General features: G+C 71.3%; 14 protein-coding genes. 5 read left to right on the top strand and 9 right to left on the bottom strand.

From position 1 onward, the window contains the following. Window positions 1-124: 124 nt before the first annotated feature. A complete protein-coding gene (locus ABIC70_RS24890) occupies window positions 125-1,099 on the bottom strand; it encodes an outer membrane protein (protein ID WP_043346381.1) in 975 nt (324 codons plus the stop codon). A 277-nt stretch (window positions 1,100-1,376) separates the two neighbouring features. Here ABIC70_RS24890 and ABIC70_RS24885 point away from each other — a divergent pair, with 277 nt between their 5' ends. Then, window positions 1,377-1,715: an MmcQ/YjbR family DNA-binding protein gene (locus ABIC70_RS24885; protein ID WP_043384808.1), complete on the top strand. Its 339-nt coding sequence runs from the start codon at window positions 1,377-1,379 to the stop codon at window positions 1,713-1,715. Between the two features lie 4 nt (window positions 1,716-1,719). Here ABIC70_RS24885 and glmM read toward each other — a convergent pair whose 3' ends face one another. The 6 genes from glmM to pal all read right to left on the bottom strand — a co-directional run bounded on the left by glmM (window position 1,720) and on the right by pal (window position 8,843). Continuing rightward, the gene (gene glmM / locus ABIC70_RS24880) at window positions 1,720-3,060 is read right to left on the bottom strand and encodes a phosphoglucosamine mutase (protein ID WP_043384857.1); all 1,341 of its coding nucleotides are present in this window, start codon (window positions 3,058-3,060) and stop codon (window positions 1,720-1,722) included. Between the two features lie 133 nt (window positions 3,061-3,193). Beyond that, complete coding sequence (locus ABIC70_RS24875) at window positions 3,194-3,940, bottom strand: sulfite exporter TauE/SafE family protein (protein ID WP_043346365.1); 747 nt, start codon at window positions 3,938-3,940, stop codon at window positions 3,194-3,196. A 223-nt stretch (window positions 3,941-4,163) separates the two neighbouring features. Then, complete coding sequence (ftsH, locus tag ABIC70_RS24870) at window positions 4,164-6,086, bottom strand: ATP-dependent zinc metalloprotease FtsH (protein ID WP_043346363.1); 1,923 nt, start codon at window positions 6,084-6,086, stop codon at window positions 4,164-4,166. 3 nt (window positions 6,087-6,089) lie between these two features. Next, window positions 6,090-7,262, bottom strand: coding sequence for a tRNA lysidine(34) synthetase TilS (gene tilS / locus ABIC70_RS24865; RefSeq protein WP_348273026.1), 1,173 nt, complete (start codon window positions 7,260-7,262; stop codon window positions 6,090-6,092). After that, the gene (gene ybgF, locus ABIC70_RS24860; RefSeq protein WP_043346361.1) at window positions 7,250-8,236 is read right to left on the bottom strand and encodes a tol-pal system protein YbgF; all 987 of its coding nucleotides are present in this window, start codon (window positions 8,234-8,236) and stop codon (window positions 7,250-7,252) included. Before ybgF ends, tilS begins: the two co-directional genes overlap by 13 nt. A 112-nt stretch (window positions 8,237-8,348) precedes the next feature. Further along, entirely contained in the window at window positions 8,349-8,843 is a 495-nt protein-coding gene (gene pal, locus ABIC70_RS24855) for a peptidoglycan-associated lipoprotein Pal (protein WP_043346359.1), read from the bottom strand. A gap of 352 nt (window positions 8,844-9,195) precedes the next feature. Here pal and ABIC70_RS24850 point away from each other — a divergent pair, with 352 nt between their 5' ends. After that, window positions 9,196-9,600 (top strand): response regulator, encoded by a 405-nt coding sequence (locus ABIC70_RS24850; RefSeq protein ID WP_043759618.1) that lies wholly within the window; start codon window positions 9,196-9,198, stop codon window positions 9,598-9,600. 69 nt (window positions 9,601-9,669) lie between these two features. Here ABIC70_RS24850 and ABIC70_RS24845 read toward each other — a convergent pair whose 3' ends face one another. Next, window positions 9,670-10,704, bottom strand: coding sequence for a WcbI family polysaccharide biosynthesis putative acetyltransferase (locus ABIC70_RS24845; RefSeq protein WP_043384815.1), 1,035 nt, complete (start codon window positions 10,702-10,704; stop codon window positions 9,670-9,672). Between the two features lie 74 nt (window positions 10,705-10,778). On the opposite strand from ABIC70_RS24845, the gene ABIC70_RS24840 reads away from it, so the two are divergent. From ABIC70_RS24840 to ABIC70_RS24830, 3 genes are all read left to right on the top strand, one after another. Next, on the top strand, window positions 10,779-11,846 hold the full coding sequence (locus tag ABIC70_RS24840) for a GSCFA domain-containing protein (RefSeq protein WP_043346353.1): 1,068 nt from the start codon (window positions 10,779-10,781) through the stop codon (window positions 11,844-11,846). 115 nt (window positions 11,847-11,961) lie between these two features. Further along, complete coding sequence (locus ABIC70_RS24835; protein WP_043346351.1) at window positions 11,962-12,561, top strand: nitroreductase family protein; 600 nt, start codon at window positions 11,962-11,964, stop codon at window positions 12,559-12,561. Between the two features lie 156 nt (window positions 12,562-12,717). Then, entirely contained in the window at window positions 12,718-13,569 is an 852-nt protein-coding gene (locus tag ABIC70_RS24830) for an SHOCT domain-containing protein (protein ID WP_354441691.1), read from the top strand. Window positions 13,570-13,692: 123 nt separating this feature from the next. On the opposite strand, the gene ABIC70_RS24825 is transcribed toward ABIC70_RS24830, so the two are convergent. Beyond that, window positions 13,693-14,718: a KpsF/GutQ family sugar-phosphate isomerase gene (locus ABIC70_RS24825; RefSeq protein ID WP_043759616.1), complete on the bottom strand. Its 1,026-nt coding sequence runs from the start codon at window positions 14,716-14,718 to the stop codon at window positions 13,693-13,695. Between the last annotated feature and the right edge of the window lie 26 nt (window positions 14,719-14,744).

The following is a 14,744-nucleotide window of genomic DNA, read 5'->3' as shown; positions in this document are numbered from 1 at the left end:
GTGACGCGTCGGGTATTGGGGGCGTTCAGGCCCGGATCGACCGGAACGGGGCGTGGAAACGCGAAACGGCGCGGAGAGCCTCCGCGCCGTTTCGCCTGTCGGTGGGATCGGGACCGAGGCCCGATCAGTACTTGCGCACCAGCGGGCCGGGGATCGGCTCCGGCATCAGCGGCGGCAGCGGGGCCGCCACGAGGCCGCCGAGGTAGTAGCGCAGGCCGATCTTCACATCGTGCGCCTCGATGTCCTTCACCTTGATCGCCTGCAGGCTGCCGGTGCAGCACGGCACGAAGCCCGGTCCCGTCTCGGCCTTGCCGAGGTTCAGGTAGCGGTAGGCCAGTTCGATCTTCAGCGCGTCGGTCACGTTGTAGGCGAGACCGGCATGGAGCGCCCAGGCGAAGCTGCCGGTCGTCTTGTCCTTGTAGAACTTGCTGCCGCTGTTGGTGTTGTACACCGCGTTGCCGTTCGGGTCGTAGACCGGGGCGTACGGGATGCAGCCGCAGCCGGCATTGGTGTAATCGTAGGCGTAGGTCGGGCTCGTGAATTGCTGGTTCGTCGAGTAGCTCGAGACGTGGTTGAAGGCGTAGCCGACGCCGCCGCCGATGAACGGCGTGATGCCGTACCACGTGCCGAGGTCGAAATAGGCGTTGGCGAGCACCACCGCGGAATCGAAATTTCCGCTCGACTTGTTCACGCCGTACGACCCGAGCCCGTTGTCGAAATCGGGACCCTTGTAATACTCGCTGCCGCGCAGGCCGGTCGAGTAGCGGTACTCGCCGGTGATGTCGCCGCGCAGGAACGGGGTGAACTGGTAGCCGACGCCGACGCCGGCAAAGCCGCCGCCGCCGATCGTGTTGCCGAAGGCGCGGTTGGCGTCCGGATAGCCGGTGTAGTCGTAGGCGTCGCTGTAGCGCGGACGGGTGTAGATGCTCGCGCCCACGTCGCCGCGCAGGTACCAGCCGCCGCCGACCTCGATCGGCGGGGGCGGGGGCGGAGGCGGCGGCGGAAGCAGCAGATCCGCGGCCGCGGCGAGGCAGGGCGCGCCGACGCTCGCCGCGAGCGTCAGGCTACGCACCAAAGCGTTCAGCTTGGAGCGGGCCATGGAGATTCCTTCACTGGACTCGTGAGCCGGACGCGCGGCGCGCGGTCCCGGGGTACGCAGCGAAGGATGGAAGCAACGTCTTAAATCCGGCTTAACGTTAAATGTTAGGCTTGCGCATCCGTTGCCGGCCTGTCGAAACCGTTATCCGGACGCGACTTGCTTGCCTCTGCCGCCGGGGATCCCCAGGTTGGTCCGGTTCATCTGTCTTGGATGGGACCCATGCGCCCCCCGACCATAGCCGCCCGGCTGCCCGGGCTCCGCACCGGCTGACATCCCCATGGGTCCCGAGGACGTACGCATCCTGGCCCCGATGTTGCCCGAGACGGTGACGGGCGCGCACAGCGGCAACCCGGATTTCCGGGTCGGCGGCCGGGTCTTCGCGACCCTCTGGGTCGAGGAGGCCCGGGTAGTGCTGCGCCTCGCGCCCGCGGATCAGGCCGCCCTGTGCGCGGCCGAGCCCGATCTGTTCACGCCCCTGGACGGCGCCTGGGGACGCCGGGGCTGGACCAATCTCGACCTCGATCTCTGCGACGAGGAGACCCTGCGGACGGCGCTGCTGGGGGCGTGGCGCGTGACCGCGCCGCCCGATCTGCGCGCCGCCTACGCGGCGGCCTGACCGGTCAGGCCGCGGCGCGGGTCACGGCGTCGACCACCTCGTCGACCACCGCGTTGACGAGGCCGCGGTCGTCGCCCTCGGCCATGACGCGGATCACCGGCTCGGTGCCCGAGGGGCGGATCACCAGGCGGCCGGCATTGCCGAGCCGCTCGCGGGCGTGCTCGATGGCGCTGACCACGCTGTCCTGGCGGAGCGGCTCGCCGCTCCGGTAGCGGACGTTCTTGAGGATCTGCGGCAGCGGGTCGAAGCAGTGGCAGACCTCGCTCACGGGCCGGTTCTGCCGCTGCACCACGCTCAGCAACTGCAGTGCCGCCACGAGGCCGTCACCTGTGGTCGTGTAGTCCGACATGATGATGTGCCCGGACTGCTCGCCCCCGAGATTGTATCCGTGGGCGCGCATGTGCTCGAGGACGTAGCGGTCCCCCACCGCCGTGCGGGCCAGGGTGAGACCGAGGCCGCCGAGATAGCGCTCCAGGCCGAGATTCGACATGATCGTCGCGACCACACCCGGCTGCGTGAGGCGCTCGTCCTCCTGCCAGGAGCGCGCCACGACCGCCATGAGCTGGTCGCCGTCGACCACATGCCCCTTCTCGTCGACGATCAGCACCCGGTCGGCATCGCCGTCCAGCGCGATGCCGATATCGGCCCGGCGCTCGCGCACCTTGTCGATCAGCGCCGCGGGCGCGGTCGAGCCGACATCCCGGTTGATGTTGAAGCCGTCCGGCTCGGTGCCGATGGCGATGACCTCGGCGCCGAGCTCCCACAGGGTCTCGGGGGCGACCCGGTAGGCCGCGCCGTTGGCGCAGTCGACCACCACCCGCAACCCGTCCAGGGTCACCTGCCGCGGCAGGGTCCGCTTGGCGAACTCGATGTAGCGGGCATGCACGCTCTCGATGCGCTTGGCCCGGCCGAGATCGTTGGAGCCGGACAGGCGCTTGTGCATGTCGGCGTCGATCAGCCCCTCGATCTCGTGCTCGATCGCGTCGTTGAGCTTGAACCCGTCGGGCCCGAACAGCTTGATGCCGTTGTCCTCGAACGGGTTGTGCGAGGCCGAGATCATCACGCCGAGATCGGCCCGCATGGAGCGGGTCAGCATCGCCACGGCCGGCGTCGGCACCGGTCCGAGCAGCAGCACGTCCATGCCCACCGAGGTGAAGCCGGCCACCAGCGCGGTCTCGATCATGTAGCCGGAGAGGCGGGTGTCCTTGCCGATCACCACCCGGTGCCGGTGGTCGCCGCGCTGGAACACGAGGCCCGCGGCCTGCCCGACCTTGAGGGCGAGCTCCGGCGTGATCACGCCGTTGGCCCGGCCCCGGATGCCGTCGGTTCCGAAATACTTGCGCACCATGACGTCTCCGAGACCCGAGGGCGGGCCGGGCAGAGCCTAGCAGATTTCGGTGAAATCCGGAGCCGGACGCTCCCCGACGGTGAATCGGTTGCTTCCCGACAAAGGCGTTCGAAATGGGGCGGCGCGGCGTTTACAGGAGCCGGGGCAGCGCCGACGCCAAGAGGGTGAGGCCCGAGAGCGTGAGCAGGCTCAGCACGAGCCTGCGGAACGCCACTTCGCTGATGCCGCCATAGGCCCGGGTCCCGAGGAGCGTGGGGATCAGCATGGCCAGCAGGACCACGGCCAGCATCGGCAGGACCGGCGGGGTGATGATCCCCGAGGCGAGATAGGTGATCATCGTCACCGCGAGCATCGCGAGGTTGAAGTTCTGGACGATCGTGCGCTGCACGTCGCGCTCGTAGCGGCGCAGGGTGCACCAGAGGGTCGGCAGCACGCCCGTGAAGCCGCCGAGGGCGCCCATGACACCGCCGGCAAGGCCGACCGCGGCGTCGGCGATCCGACCGCCCGCCGTGACCCGCGGGAGGTCCCGGGCGAACAGCATCACCGGGCACCAGACCATCAGCAGGAGGCCGAGCAGGGCCTTGAACCGGTCGGCGTCGAGGCTGGGCAGCAGCAGGACACCGAGTGGGATACCGGCGAGGCCGCCGAGCACGAAGGGCGCGAGGCTCTTGAGATCGACGCCACGCCGCACCGAGACGGCGGCGACGATCTGGCCGGCGAGCCCCCCGGCCACCGAGAGGATGGCGGCAAGCTTCGGATCGATCACCCAGGCCCAGAACGACAGGGCCACGAGGCCGAAGGCGAAGCCCGACAGACCCTGCACGAAGCCGGCGACGCCGGCGCCCAGGGCGACGACGAGATAGGTCGAGACCGGCATGGAAGCGTTTCTGCGACGGGGTAAGCGTTTGGCCAGTCCGGCCCAACCCCCGGGTGGGCGGCACCGAAGCTTCGGCCGTGTTGGCGCGGCCGAGTCATAAACGAGCCGTCCGGATTGTCACAGGCGGCTGCCGACGCGCCCCGTGCGCGCGTCGCATCCGGCGCCGGCACGAAAAAGGGCGCCGCGGGGCGCCCTTTCCGGTGGTCGTGCTGTTGTCCGTGCCTCAGGCCTGCGGCTGCGGCTCCAGGCCGCCGTCGCTCTCCTTCGGCCGGCCGCGGCCCGCCGAGGGGACCGAGGAGCCCCGGGCCGGGGTCGGCGGCACGTCGCCGCCGTCGCGGATCGGGGGCTGGCCCTTGAGCAGGTTGCGGATCTCCTCGCCCGAGAGGGTCTCGTATTCGAGGAGACCCTGCGCCAGGGCTTCCAGATCGTCCTTGTGCTCGGCCAGGATGCGGCGCGCCTCCTCCAGACCGGTCTCCACGAGGCGGCGGACCTCGGCGTCGATCTTCTGGGCGGTCGATTCGGAGACCGATTGCTGCCGGCCCATCGACATGCCGAGGAAGACCTCGTCGTTGTTGTCGCCGTACGCGACGGTGCCGAGCTCCGGCGAGAAGCCCCAGCGGGTCACCATCATCTTGGCGAGGCGGGTCGCCTGCTCGATGTCCGACTGGGCGCCCGAGGTGACCTTGTCCTGACCGAAGATCATCTCCTCGGCGATGCGCCCGCCCATCATGATCGCCAGCCGCGAGGTCATCTGCTCGAAGCTCATGGAGAGCTTGTCGCGCTCGGGCAGCTGCATGACCATGCCGAGGGCTCGGCCGCGGGGGATGATCGTCGCCTTGTGCACCGGGTCGGTGGCCGGGACGTTGAGGGCGACGATGGCGTGGCCGCCCTCGTGATAGGCGGTGAGCCGCTTCTCGTCCTCGGTCATCACCAGGGTGCGCCGCTCGGCGCCCATCATGACCTTGTCCTTGGCGTCCTCGAACTCGTGCATCGTGACGATGCGCTTGCCGCGGCGGGCCGCCAGCAGGGCCGATTCGTTGACGAGGTTCATCAGGTCGGCGCCCGAGAAGCCCGGGGTGCCGCGCGCGATGGTCTTCAGGTCGACGTCGGGGGCCAGCGGCACCTTGCGGACGTGGACGCGCAGGATGCGCTCGCGGCCGGTGACGTCCGGGTTCGGCACCATGATCTGGCGGTCGAACCGGCCGGGCCGCAGCAGGGCCGGGTCGAGGACGTCGGGGCGGTTGGTCGCCGCGATGATGATGACGCCCTCGTTGGCCTCGAACCCGTCCATCTCCACGAGGAGCTGGTTCAGGGTCTGCTCGCGCTCGTCGTTGCCGCCGCCGAGGCCGGCGCCGCGGTGGCGGCCGACCGCGTCGATCTCGTCGATGAAGATGATGCAGGGGGCATTCTTCTTGGCCTGCTCGAACATGTCGCGCACGCGGCTGGCGCCGACGCCCACGAACATCTCGACGAAGTCCGAGCCCGAGATGGTGAAGAACGGCACGTTGGCCTCGCCCGCGACCGCCCGGGCGATCAGGGTCTTACCGGTGCCGGGCGGGCCGACGAGCAGCACGCCGCGCGGGATCCGGCCGCCGAGCCGCTGGAATTTTTGGGGGTCGCGGAGGAATTCCACGATCTCCTGGAGGTCTTCCTTGGCCTCCTCGACGCCCGCCACATCGTCGAACGACACGCGGCCATGGGCCTCGTTCAGGAGCTTCGCCTTCGACTTGCCGAACCCCATGGCGCGGCCGGCGCCGGACTGCATCTGGCGCGAGAGGAAGATCCAGGCGCCGATGAAGACCAGGATCGGCAGCCAGCTCACGAGGAGCTGGATGAACCAGGGGGTGTTGTCCGACGGCGGACGGGCGGTGATCTGCACGCCCTTGCCCTGGAGCTTGGAAACCAGGCTCGGGTCGTTGGGCGCGTAGCTCGTGAAGTTGCCGCCGCCGACATAGGTGCCGGACACGTCCTGCCCTGAGATCACCACCGACTGGATCTTGCCGGCATCGGCGTCGTTCAGGAGCTGGCTGTAGGCGATCTCGCTGCCGCCGCCCCGGTGCCCCGGGTTCTGGAACAGGGTGACCAGGGCCAGCACCAGCAGGAAGATGACGACCCACAAGGCAAAGTTGCGAAAATTCGGGTTCATCGATCAATCCTTGGCGCGTGCGACCCCCAGGACGGACATGCCACGCGGCTGTTCCGGTCCATCCGTGCACACGTCACCAATGTAGGCGGGGGGCTCTCCCTTGCCAAGTAATTCGGGAGCCCCTGCGGCGAGGGCAGCACCTGCCCCCCTGCTTCGGCGCGGCGGAGCGGGGGCGAGGCTCACGGCTCCCCCCGAATCGGCGGAGACGAGAAACCCCGCCAGGGTGCGCCGGATCGGTTCACGGCGGCGCAGGGCCGGCAGGAGCGATTCGAGGACCAGGGCCTCAAGGCGTTCGAGGCGGCGCGGTGCCGCGCCGGCCCGGGTCAGGGCGAGATCGAGGCAGCGCAGGACCACGGCATCCGGCAGAACCGCCAGAGCGGCTCCGTCGAGGCGCAGCCCCGTCCCCGCCCCCGTCTCCGGTCCGGACCGCCCCATCCTGTCGAGGGCCTGCTCCGCCGCGCTCCGGAGCGCGGCCTCGTCGCGGGCGGCGCGCTCGGCGAGCCGGGCGAGACGCGCCGGGGTCAGGCCCTCGCGTTCCAGAACCGGCCAAGCCTCGCGCAGGCGGCCGCGGGCGAAGCGCGGATTCCCATTGGCGGGATCGCGGACATACGCGATGCCGCGCTCCTCGCACCACGCCACCAGGGTCGCCTTCGGCAGATGCAGGAACGGGCGCCCGAGGCTGAGGCCGGCGGCCAAGGTCCGCTCCGCGCGCATGCCGGCAAGCCCCGCGAGGCCGCTGCCGGCCGCGAGCCGCATCAGCACCGTCTCGGCCTGGTCATCCTGCGTATGTCCGGTGAGCACGAGACCGGCGCCGATCGTCGCGGCCTGGGCGGCGAGCAGGGCGTAGCGGGCGGTGCGGGCCGCATCCTGCAGGCCGGTGCCGGGCTTCGCGCCCGCCCAGGTCAGGAGTGCATGGGGCAGGCCCAGATCCCGGGCGGCACGGCCGACGCCCTCGGCCTCGGCTTTCGAGCCCGGTCTCAGGCCGTGATCCACGGTGGCGACCTGCACGGCGACCGGGCCAGCGTCGCGCAGGGCAGCGGCGGCATACAGCAGGGCGCTCGAATCGGGGCCGCCCGAGACGGCGAGGAGGACACCCCGCCCGCCGCGCGCGGCCGGATCGAGCCAGGGGCGGAGGGCGCCGAGGACCGGGTCGCCCGGGTCGCTCAGGCGCCGCAGCGGGCGCGCTTCTGTTCGCGGGCGACGCCCTGACGGACGCCGCTGCCGGCATTGGGGAATTTCCGGTCGAGCTCGGCCAGGGTCGCGCAGGCCTGCTCGCGGGCGCCGAGTGCGTTGAGCGTGACGCCGAGCTTCAGCATGGCATCGGGCGCCTGGGAGGAGCGGGCGTAGTCGGTGGAGACCTTCAGGAACTGCTCGGCGGCCTCGCGGTTGCGGCCGCGGGCAAGGTAGCTCTCGCCGAGCCAGTAGGTCGCGCCGGCGACGCGGTTGTCGCGGGGATGCGACTGGATGAACTGGCGCAGGCCCATCTCGGCCTGCTCGTACTGCTTGGCCCGGTACAGCTCGACCGCGGCATCGTAATCGGCGGCCGGATCGCCCGTCCGCGTTGCCGCGACGCTCTCGGAGGGCCGCGCCGGGATCGCCCCGGTCCGGGCCGGCGGCCGCAGGTCCACGGGCTCGTCGTAGCCGGGGGCGCCGGCCTCCGCGTCCTCGTCCTCCCCGTTGATCGCGCCCTGCGGCAGGCGCTGCGGCCGGGGCGCAGCCTCGGCCGCCTCGACGGCCTCCCGGGGCGGCAGCGGCGCCGAGGGCTGGGTGCTGCCGAGCTGCATCGGGGTGCCCGGGGCGCCGGGGGCCTGGGCCGGGTCGAAGGCATCGCCGCGCTTGCCGGGGCGTCCGGCGCCCGGATTCCCGCCGTTGACGGGGCCCGACGGCGCGGGGGCGGCCGAGGGCTTGCCGCCCTTGCCCTCGTTCAGGCGGAACTCGACGTCCTCCTGGAACTTGCGCAGCTGCTCCTTGAGCTGGCGGTTCTCGTACTGGAGGGTCTCGATCTGGCCGGCCATGAGCCGGGACTGGTTCTCGATGCGGCCGAGGCGCACCACCAGCTCGGAGGCGTCCTGCGCGACGGCCGGGTGGCCGAGGAGCACGGCTCCCAGGATCGTGGTGAGCGCGAGGCGAGTGCGAAGACGGGCGGACATGGTGGGGGTGCGATCCGGTGGCGGCGCGAGGCCCTAACAGATGCGCCGCACCGCGGCAAAACTGCGGCGCGGCGGCGGCCGGGGCCGCCTCCGGGTAACGCGTCGCGACGGCTTACGCTCCGGCGCCGCGGTCGAGGACGATCACCGCCCGGCGGTTCTGCGACCAGCAGGAGATGTCGTTGCACACCGCCACCGGCCGCTCCTTGCCGTACGAGACCGTCCGCATGCGGTTGCCCGCGATGCCGCGGGTGGCGAGGTAGTCGTTCACCGCCTGGGCCCGGCGGGCGCCCAGGGAGAAGTTGTACTCGCGGGTGCCGCGCTCGTCGGCATGGCCCTCGATGATGAAGGTGTAGCGCGGGTAGCGCTGCAGCCATGCGGCCTGCTTGTCGAGGGTGGCGGTCGCGGTGGGCGTCAGGTCGGTGGAATCCGATTCGAAGAAGACCCGATCGCCGATATTGACGACGAAGTCCTGCGCGCTGCCCGGGGTCGCGGCGCCGGCCCCGAAGGCGGAGGCGTCGGCGAGGTCCTTGTCGTTGCTGCAGGCGCCGAGGCCGAGGGCGGCGACGAGGGCGAGGCCGAGGGCGGCGGCGCGGAAACGCTGGGGCATGGTCTGAAAAACTCCTCGAGCGGTGCCGAAGGCCGGCTGCGGGTCTTCGAGGCGGGTCCGCATAGTCCTGGCGCCGTTGGTAGGCGGGGATGGTTAAGCGACGGTTCCGTCGCGCGGCGCGGCGGCCGTGGTGACGGTCCGCACCGAGCGATGGCGTGCGCTGACGCACCCGGGACACGCCCGGAATGCGGCGGCGGCGGGGCGGACGGAGGCGAAGGGCCATTTCGGCCGTGTCGGTTGCGGCGCGGCAACAGGCGCGGGGCTTCCGCACCGTAACGGTTCCGGCCGGGACCTTAAGGAATCCTCAACCCTAACGCTTCCTAATCGACGGGCCGAAAACCGGACCTCCGTCATGCGCCCCGCCCAGTGCGTCCTCATCGTCGAGGACAGCTACCTGCTCCTCGAGATCATCGCGAGCCTGTGCGAGACGCACGGCATCCGGGTGATCGAGGCCTCGACGGGCGAGGCGGCGCTGACCGTCCTGCGCGACCGGGGCGATGCGATCGACTGGCTGTTCACCGACATCCACCTGCCGGGGCTGATCGACGGCTGGACCGTGGCCCATGCCTTCCGGGCGATCCATCCGGACCGTCCGGTGGTCTACTCCTCGACGGACACGAACCGCCGCAGCGGCGTGCCGGGCAGCCTGTTCCTGCGCAAGCCCTTCCAGGTGCAGGAGGTCAACCGGCTGGTCCGGATGATGGTCGAGGGCCTCGGCGCGACCGACCGCGACAGCCAACTCTGCACGGCAGGCTGAGACGCCGCCTCCCGGATCACGGGCCGTCCGCATCCTTCGGTCGGACGCCCTTCACGGCCGGAGACGGCCTCAACCGCGCCGGAACAGCGCGACGATCTCCGGCGCGGCGAGCCAAGCGTCCACCCGGGGACAGGCGAGATCCCCAGGGGACGTCGCGTCGTAGATGGCAAAACTCGCCGCGATGAAGCCCGAGAGGTCGTAGAGCACCGGGAAGTCGTCGCCCCGGGGCTTGGCCTTGAACAGGTATGAGCCGGTCAGCCCGAAATGCTCGGCGATGGGCGGGTAGAGCGGCCAGACCACGTCCTGAGCCAGCTCGTCGCCGAGGTAATCCTCGATCTCCACGGGCTCGGGCGTGAGCCCGTTCTCCAGCAGCAGCCGCCGGGCGATGTCGCCGAGGACATGGACCTTGGGATGGTTCATCAGATGCATGAAGGCGCCGCGGCGCGCCCAGCGGGTCACCTCCCGCTCCAGCCCGAAGCCCAGGGCATCCGCCGCGCCGACGAGTTCGCGCACCGCCGGATCCCAATGGTCGAGATAGCCCAGGCGGGCGAACACCTCCTCGCGGAACAGGCCGGCGGTGCGCTGCGGCTCGAGGCCGAGCCGGTGGGCGGTGAGGACGATCGCCGAGTGGTACTGGCCCATCGGCGACGGCGCGAGCTTCAGGGCGGCGAGGTCCGAGGCCTGGCCGGCATAGACCATGTCCGGGTGGAAGGCCGAGAACACGATCGACGGGAAGAGCTTGAGCCGCGGGTCGGCCGCGCGCAGAGTGGCGACGTCGCCGCCCGGGATCAGCCCGGCCGGGAAGGCCTGCGAGAAGACGTGGTCGTGGGCGCGCAGGGTCCGGATCAAGCCGTCGACATGGCCGTGGTCGCGCTTCAGCGAGCCCATGGGCAGGTAGCGGACCGGGCTCTTCGGCGCGAGCAGGCGCATGGCCCGGGCGATGCCCCGCGCCTGGCAATTGCCCAGCACCGCGATGCTCGGCCCGTCACGGGTCGTGGCGGCGCGGGCGCGGTTCCGCCATGGTGTCGCCCAGGTGGGCGCCCAACTGGGTGTCGCGAGGGTGAACGCGCTGCGGGCGCGCCGGGGCAGGTCGTTCAGGGCCACGTCGCGTGCCGGTGTCAGCGGACGGGTCAGCGCCCCCGAGGGCCTGCCGCCGTCGTGAAGAAGAGGGTTCGAAGATGGCGTTGAATCCGTATACGGGTCTACCGGCCGAGCGATTCTGGCGCAAGGTCGTCACCAACGTGCCGCCCTTCGCGGTCAATCCGCACCCGAAGGACACGTTCGTCATCGGGCCGACCGACAAGGTCGCCACCGGCGGCTCCTGCTTCGCGCAGCGGGTGGCCGAGGCGGTGCGCGGCGCCGGCTTCAACTATTACCTGACCGAGCCGCCGCCCCCCGGCATGAGCGCCGAGGAGGCCAATGCCCGGCAGTTCGGCACGTTCTCGGCGCGCTACGGCAACCTCTACTACACGCGCCAGTTCGTGCAGCTGTTCGACCGGGCCTACGGCAAGTTCGAGCCGGAGCTGAAGGCGTGGCTGCGGGACGACGGCCGCTACGTCGACCCGTTCCGCCCCACGGTCGAGCCGGCGGGCTTCGCCAGCGAGGCCGAGGTGGTCGCGGCGCGCGACGCGCATCTCGCCGAGGTGCGCCGCCTGTTCGAGACCCTGGACGTGTTCGTGCTGACACTCGGCCTCACGGAAGGCTGGCGCTGGCGGGCCGACGGGGCGGCGCTGCCGCTCGCCCCCGGGGTCGCGGGCGGGACCTTCGATCCGGACCTCTACGAATGCGTCAATGCCGGCGCGGGCGAGGTGCTCGGCGACCTCAACGGCTTCCTCGACCGGCTCTGGAGCGTGAACCCGAAGGCGCGGGTGATCTTCACGGTCTCGCCGGTGCCGATGATCGCCACCTACATGGACCGGCACGTGATGGAGTCGAACAGCTACTCCAAGTCGGTGCTGCGGGTGGCGGCCGGCGAGGTGGTCGGCCGCGGCGACCCGCGGGCGGTCTACTTCCCCGCCTACGACATCGTCACGAGCAACGTGAATGCCGGGCGCTACTACAACGAGGACCAGCGCACCATCAACGATGCGGGCGTCCGCCACGTGATGCGCCTGTTCCTGGCGACCTTCGCCCGCGACCGGGTCTCGCCGGCGCCGACCCACGCCCCCGTGGACCTCGCGGCGGAGTTCGAGGGCAATGCCGGCGTGATCTGCGACGAGGAGGAGATCGAGCGCAGCGTGGCCTAGGGTCGGCATCGGGTCGGCATCGGGTCGGCATCGGGTCGGCATCGGGTTTGCCTCCGGGCAGGCGTTTCGGGCAAGCTCGGCCGCCCGGGCGCCCCGCCCTTCGGAGACGAATCCCTTGAGCCTGCCCCCGCCCCGCCGCGCCGACCACGACATCGATCCGGTCTTCGTGAAGCGGCACTCGCCCCGCGCCTTCACGGGCGAGGCCGTGCCCGAAGCCGAGCTGATGCGGATGATCGAGGCGGCGCGCTGGTCGCCCTCCGCCTACAACTCGCAGCCCTGGCGCTTCCTCTACGCGCTCCGCGGCGACGCCCACTGGGAGACCTTCCTCGGCCTGCTCGTGCCCGGCAACCAGAAATGGGTATCCGGCACCGGCGCGATCCTGTTCCTGGTCTCGAACGGGCTCATGAAGGTCGGCGACGAGCTGAAGCCCTCCTACAGCCACTCCTTCGACGCCGGCACCGCCTCGCTGGCCTTCCAGCTCCAGGCGATCCACCAGGGCTGGCACGCCCACGGCATGGTCGGCTTCGACCATGTCCGTGCCCCCGAGATCCTGCGCCTGCCCGAGAACCACCGGATCGAGGCCGCCTTCGCGGTCGGCCGCAAGACGCCCGAGGCCGAACTCACCGAGGAGCAGCGGCCCCGCGAGACGCCGAACGGCCGCCGGCCGATCACCGACTTCACCATCGCGGGTCCGTTCCCGCCCGCCGCGGACTGAGACGGGCCGGAACCGGTGCCTTCGACCAGGGATTGTGTCCGCAGCGCAACGTCGTGGCCGGCCTGGGGCTCACCGCCGCAGGTCGGACACGCCGGGTGGCGGATCACCGGGCCTGCACCGATCCGGTCCGCCCTGCGACGAATCGGGAGCTGGCTCATGAACCCGTCCGACAGCGCCCCGCGCGACGGTTTCTTCGATGACGGACCGCTGGACCACGCCTCGGGGCTGCAGAGCGTGGCCGAGCGCCACGGGGTCAGCCTGGATGCGGTGCGCCATCTCGTGCAGGCGCTGGAGCGCGGCCACGGCACGATGGCGCAGTTCGACCATCCGGATCTCGGCGGCATGGGCCAGTGGTTCGCCGGCGGCATGGTGATGGTCGGCCGGATGTTCGACGACGCGCTGAAGGCGCGGGTCGGTGCGCTCTGCACCGAGCTGGCCGGGGCGCTCCCGGCGGGCGGCTTCTCGGATGCGGCCCCTGCGGCCCTCCGGGGCGGCGGCGAGTGGTGGCCGGCCGGTCTCGGGAACCCGGCGAGCACCGGTGCGCAGAACGGGCTGCGCTACGCCTATTTCCCGGACAGCCGGCGGCTCGCGGTCGAATCGGGGGCGGGGGTGGCTCTCTACGACACCGGTGAGCACCGCATCACCGGCGTGTCGCAGGCGGATGGCAGCCTCGGCTTCACCGGGCCGGCCGGGGCCGTCGCCCTCGACCGCCTGCGCCGGATCGAGGCGGAGGTCGCCGCGCCGCGCCAAGCGGATCCACGCCCAGGAGACACTCACCTCGCGGACACTCACCCCGCGGACACTTACCCCGCGGGCACTCACCCGGCGGATCCGCATCCGGTGGATGCGGCCGGGATCCAGGGTCCCGCCGCAGCGCCTGCGCCGGATCGGTCATCATCGGACGACGTGCTCGCCACCATCGAGCGTCTGGCCGCGCTCCATGCGCGCGGCGTGCTCACCGATGCGGAATTCTCGACCAAGAAGGCGGAGCTGCTGGCGCGGCTGTGAGCGGCGCCCGACCGGCGGATCCGGCGCCGGTCGTCCGACCCTCCGTCCTCATCCCGAGGGGCCGCAGCGCGGCGGAGGCCTCAGGACGGGGGCGAGGATCGGACCCGCCGGTTCCGAACGGCCTCAGACGATGCCGACGCGCAGCAGATCGTGGACGTGCACGATGCCCACGGGCCGTCCGTCCGCGACCGCGAAGACCGCCGTGATCAGCCGGCGGTTCATCAGTTCCAGCGCGGTCTGGGCGAGCTTGTGGGGCTCCACGGTGATCGGGTCGCGGGTCATGATGTCCGTGACCGGCGTGTCGAGGATCGCGGGGCCCATGTGGCGGCGCAGGTCGCCGTCCGTGACGATGCCGACGAGGCGCCCGGCCGCGTCCGTGACGCCGACGCAGCCGTAGCGCCGCGCCGCGATCTCGATCAGCACCTCGGACATCAGCGCGGTCTCGTGGACCAGCGGCATGTCCTGGGGGCCGTGCATCACCTGCTGCACGGTCTTGAGGCGGGCGGCCAGGGTGCCGCCGGGATGCAGGGTGTGGAAGCGCGCTGAGGTGAAGCCGCGCCGCTCCAGGAGCGCCACCGCCAGGGCGTCGCCCAGGGCCAGCTGGATCAGGCTGGAGGAGGTCGGCGCGAGGTCGTGCGGGCAGGATTCCCGCACCCGGGGCAGTTCCAGCAGCACGTCGGCGGCCTTGCCCAGCGTGCTCTCGCCGTTGCGGGTGATGGCGACCAGGGGAATCGAGAACCGGCGGCTGAAGCCGACGAGGTCGGACAGCTCCGCGGTCTCCCCCGACCACGACAGGGCGATGATGACGTCGTCCCGGGCGATCATCCCGAGGTCGCCGTGGCTCGCCTCGGTGGGGTGGACGAAGAAGGCGTGCGTGCCGGTGGAGGCCAGCGTCGCGGCGATCTTGCGGCCGACATGGCCGCTCTTGCCGATGCCGCTGACGATGACCCGGCCCTTGCTCTGCAGGATCGTCTGCACCGCCTCCTCGAAGGCCGCGCCGAGCCGGCCCTGGAAGGCCGCGCTCGCCTCCTGCAGGGCCGCGATGCCGAGCTGGAGGCTGCGGATCCCGAGGTCACGGGTGGTGGCGAGATGCGCCGACGGCGCGTCGTAACGATCGTCGCGCAGGGCGCTGGAGGCGGGAGCGTTCATCGTTTCCGTTCTGGACCCGTCGACCG

It is taken from the genome of Methylobacterium sp. 1973 (assembly GCF_040545035.1).
Taxonomy (GTDB): domain Bacteria; phylum Pseudomonadota; class Alphaproteobacteria; order Rhizobiales; family Beijerinckiaceae; genus Methylobacterium; species Methylobacterium fujisawaense.
This window is presented reverse-complemented; position numbering and strand designations above follow the sequence as displayed.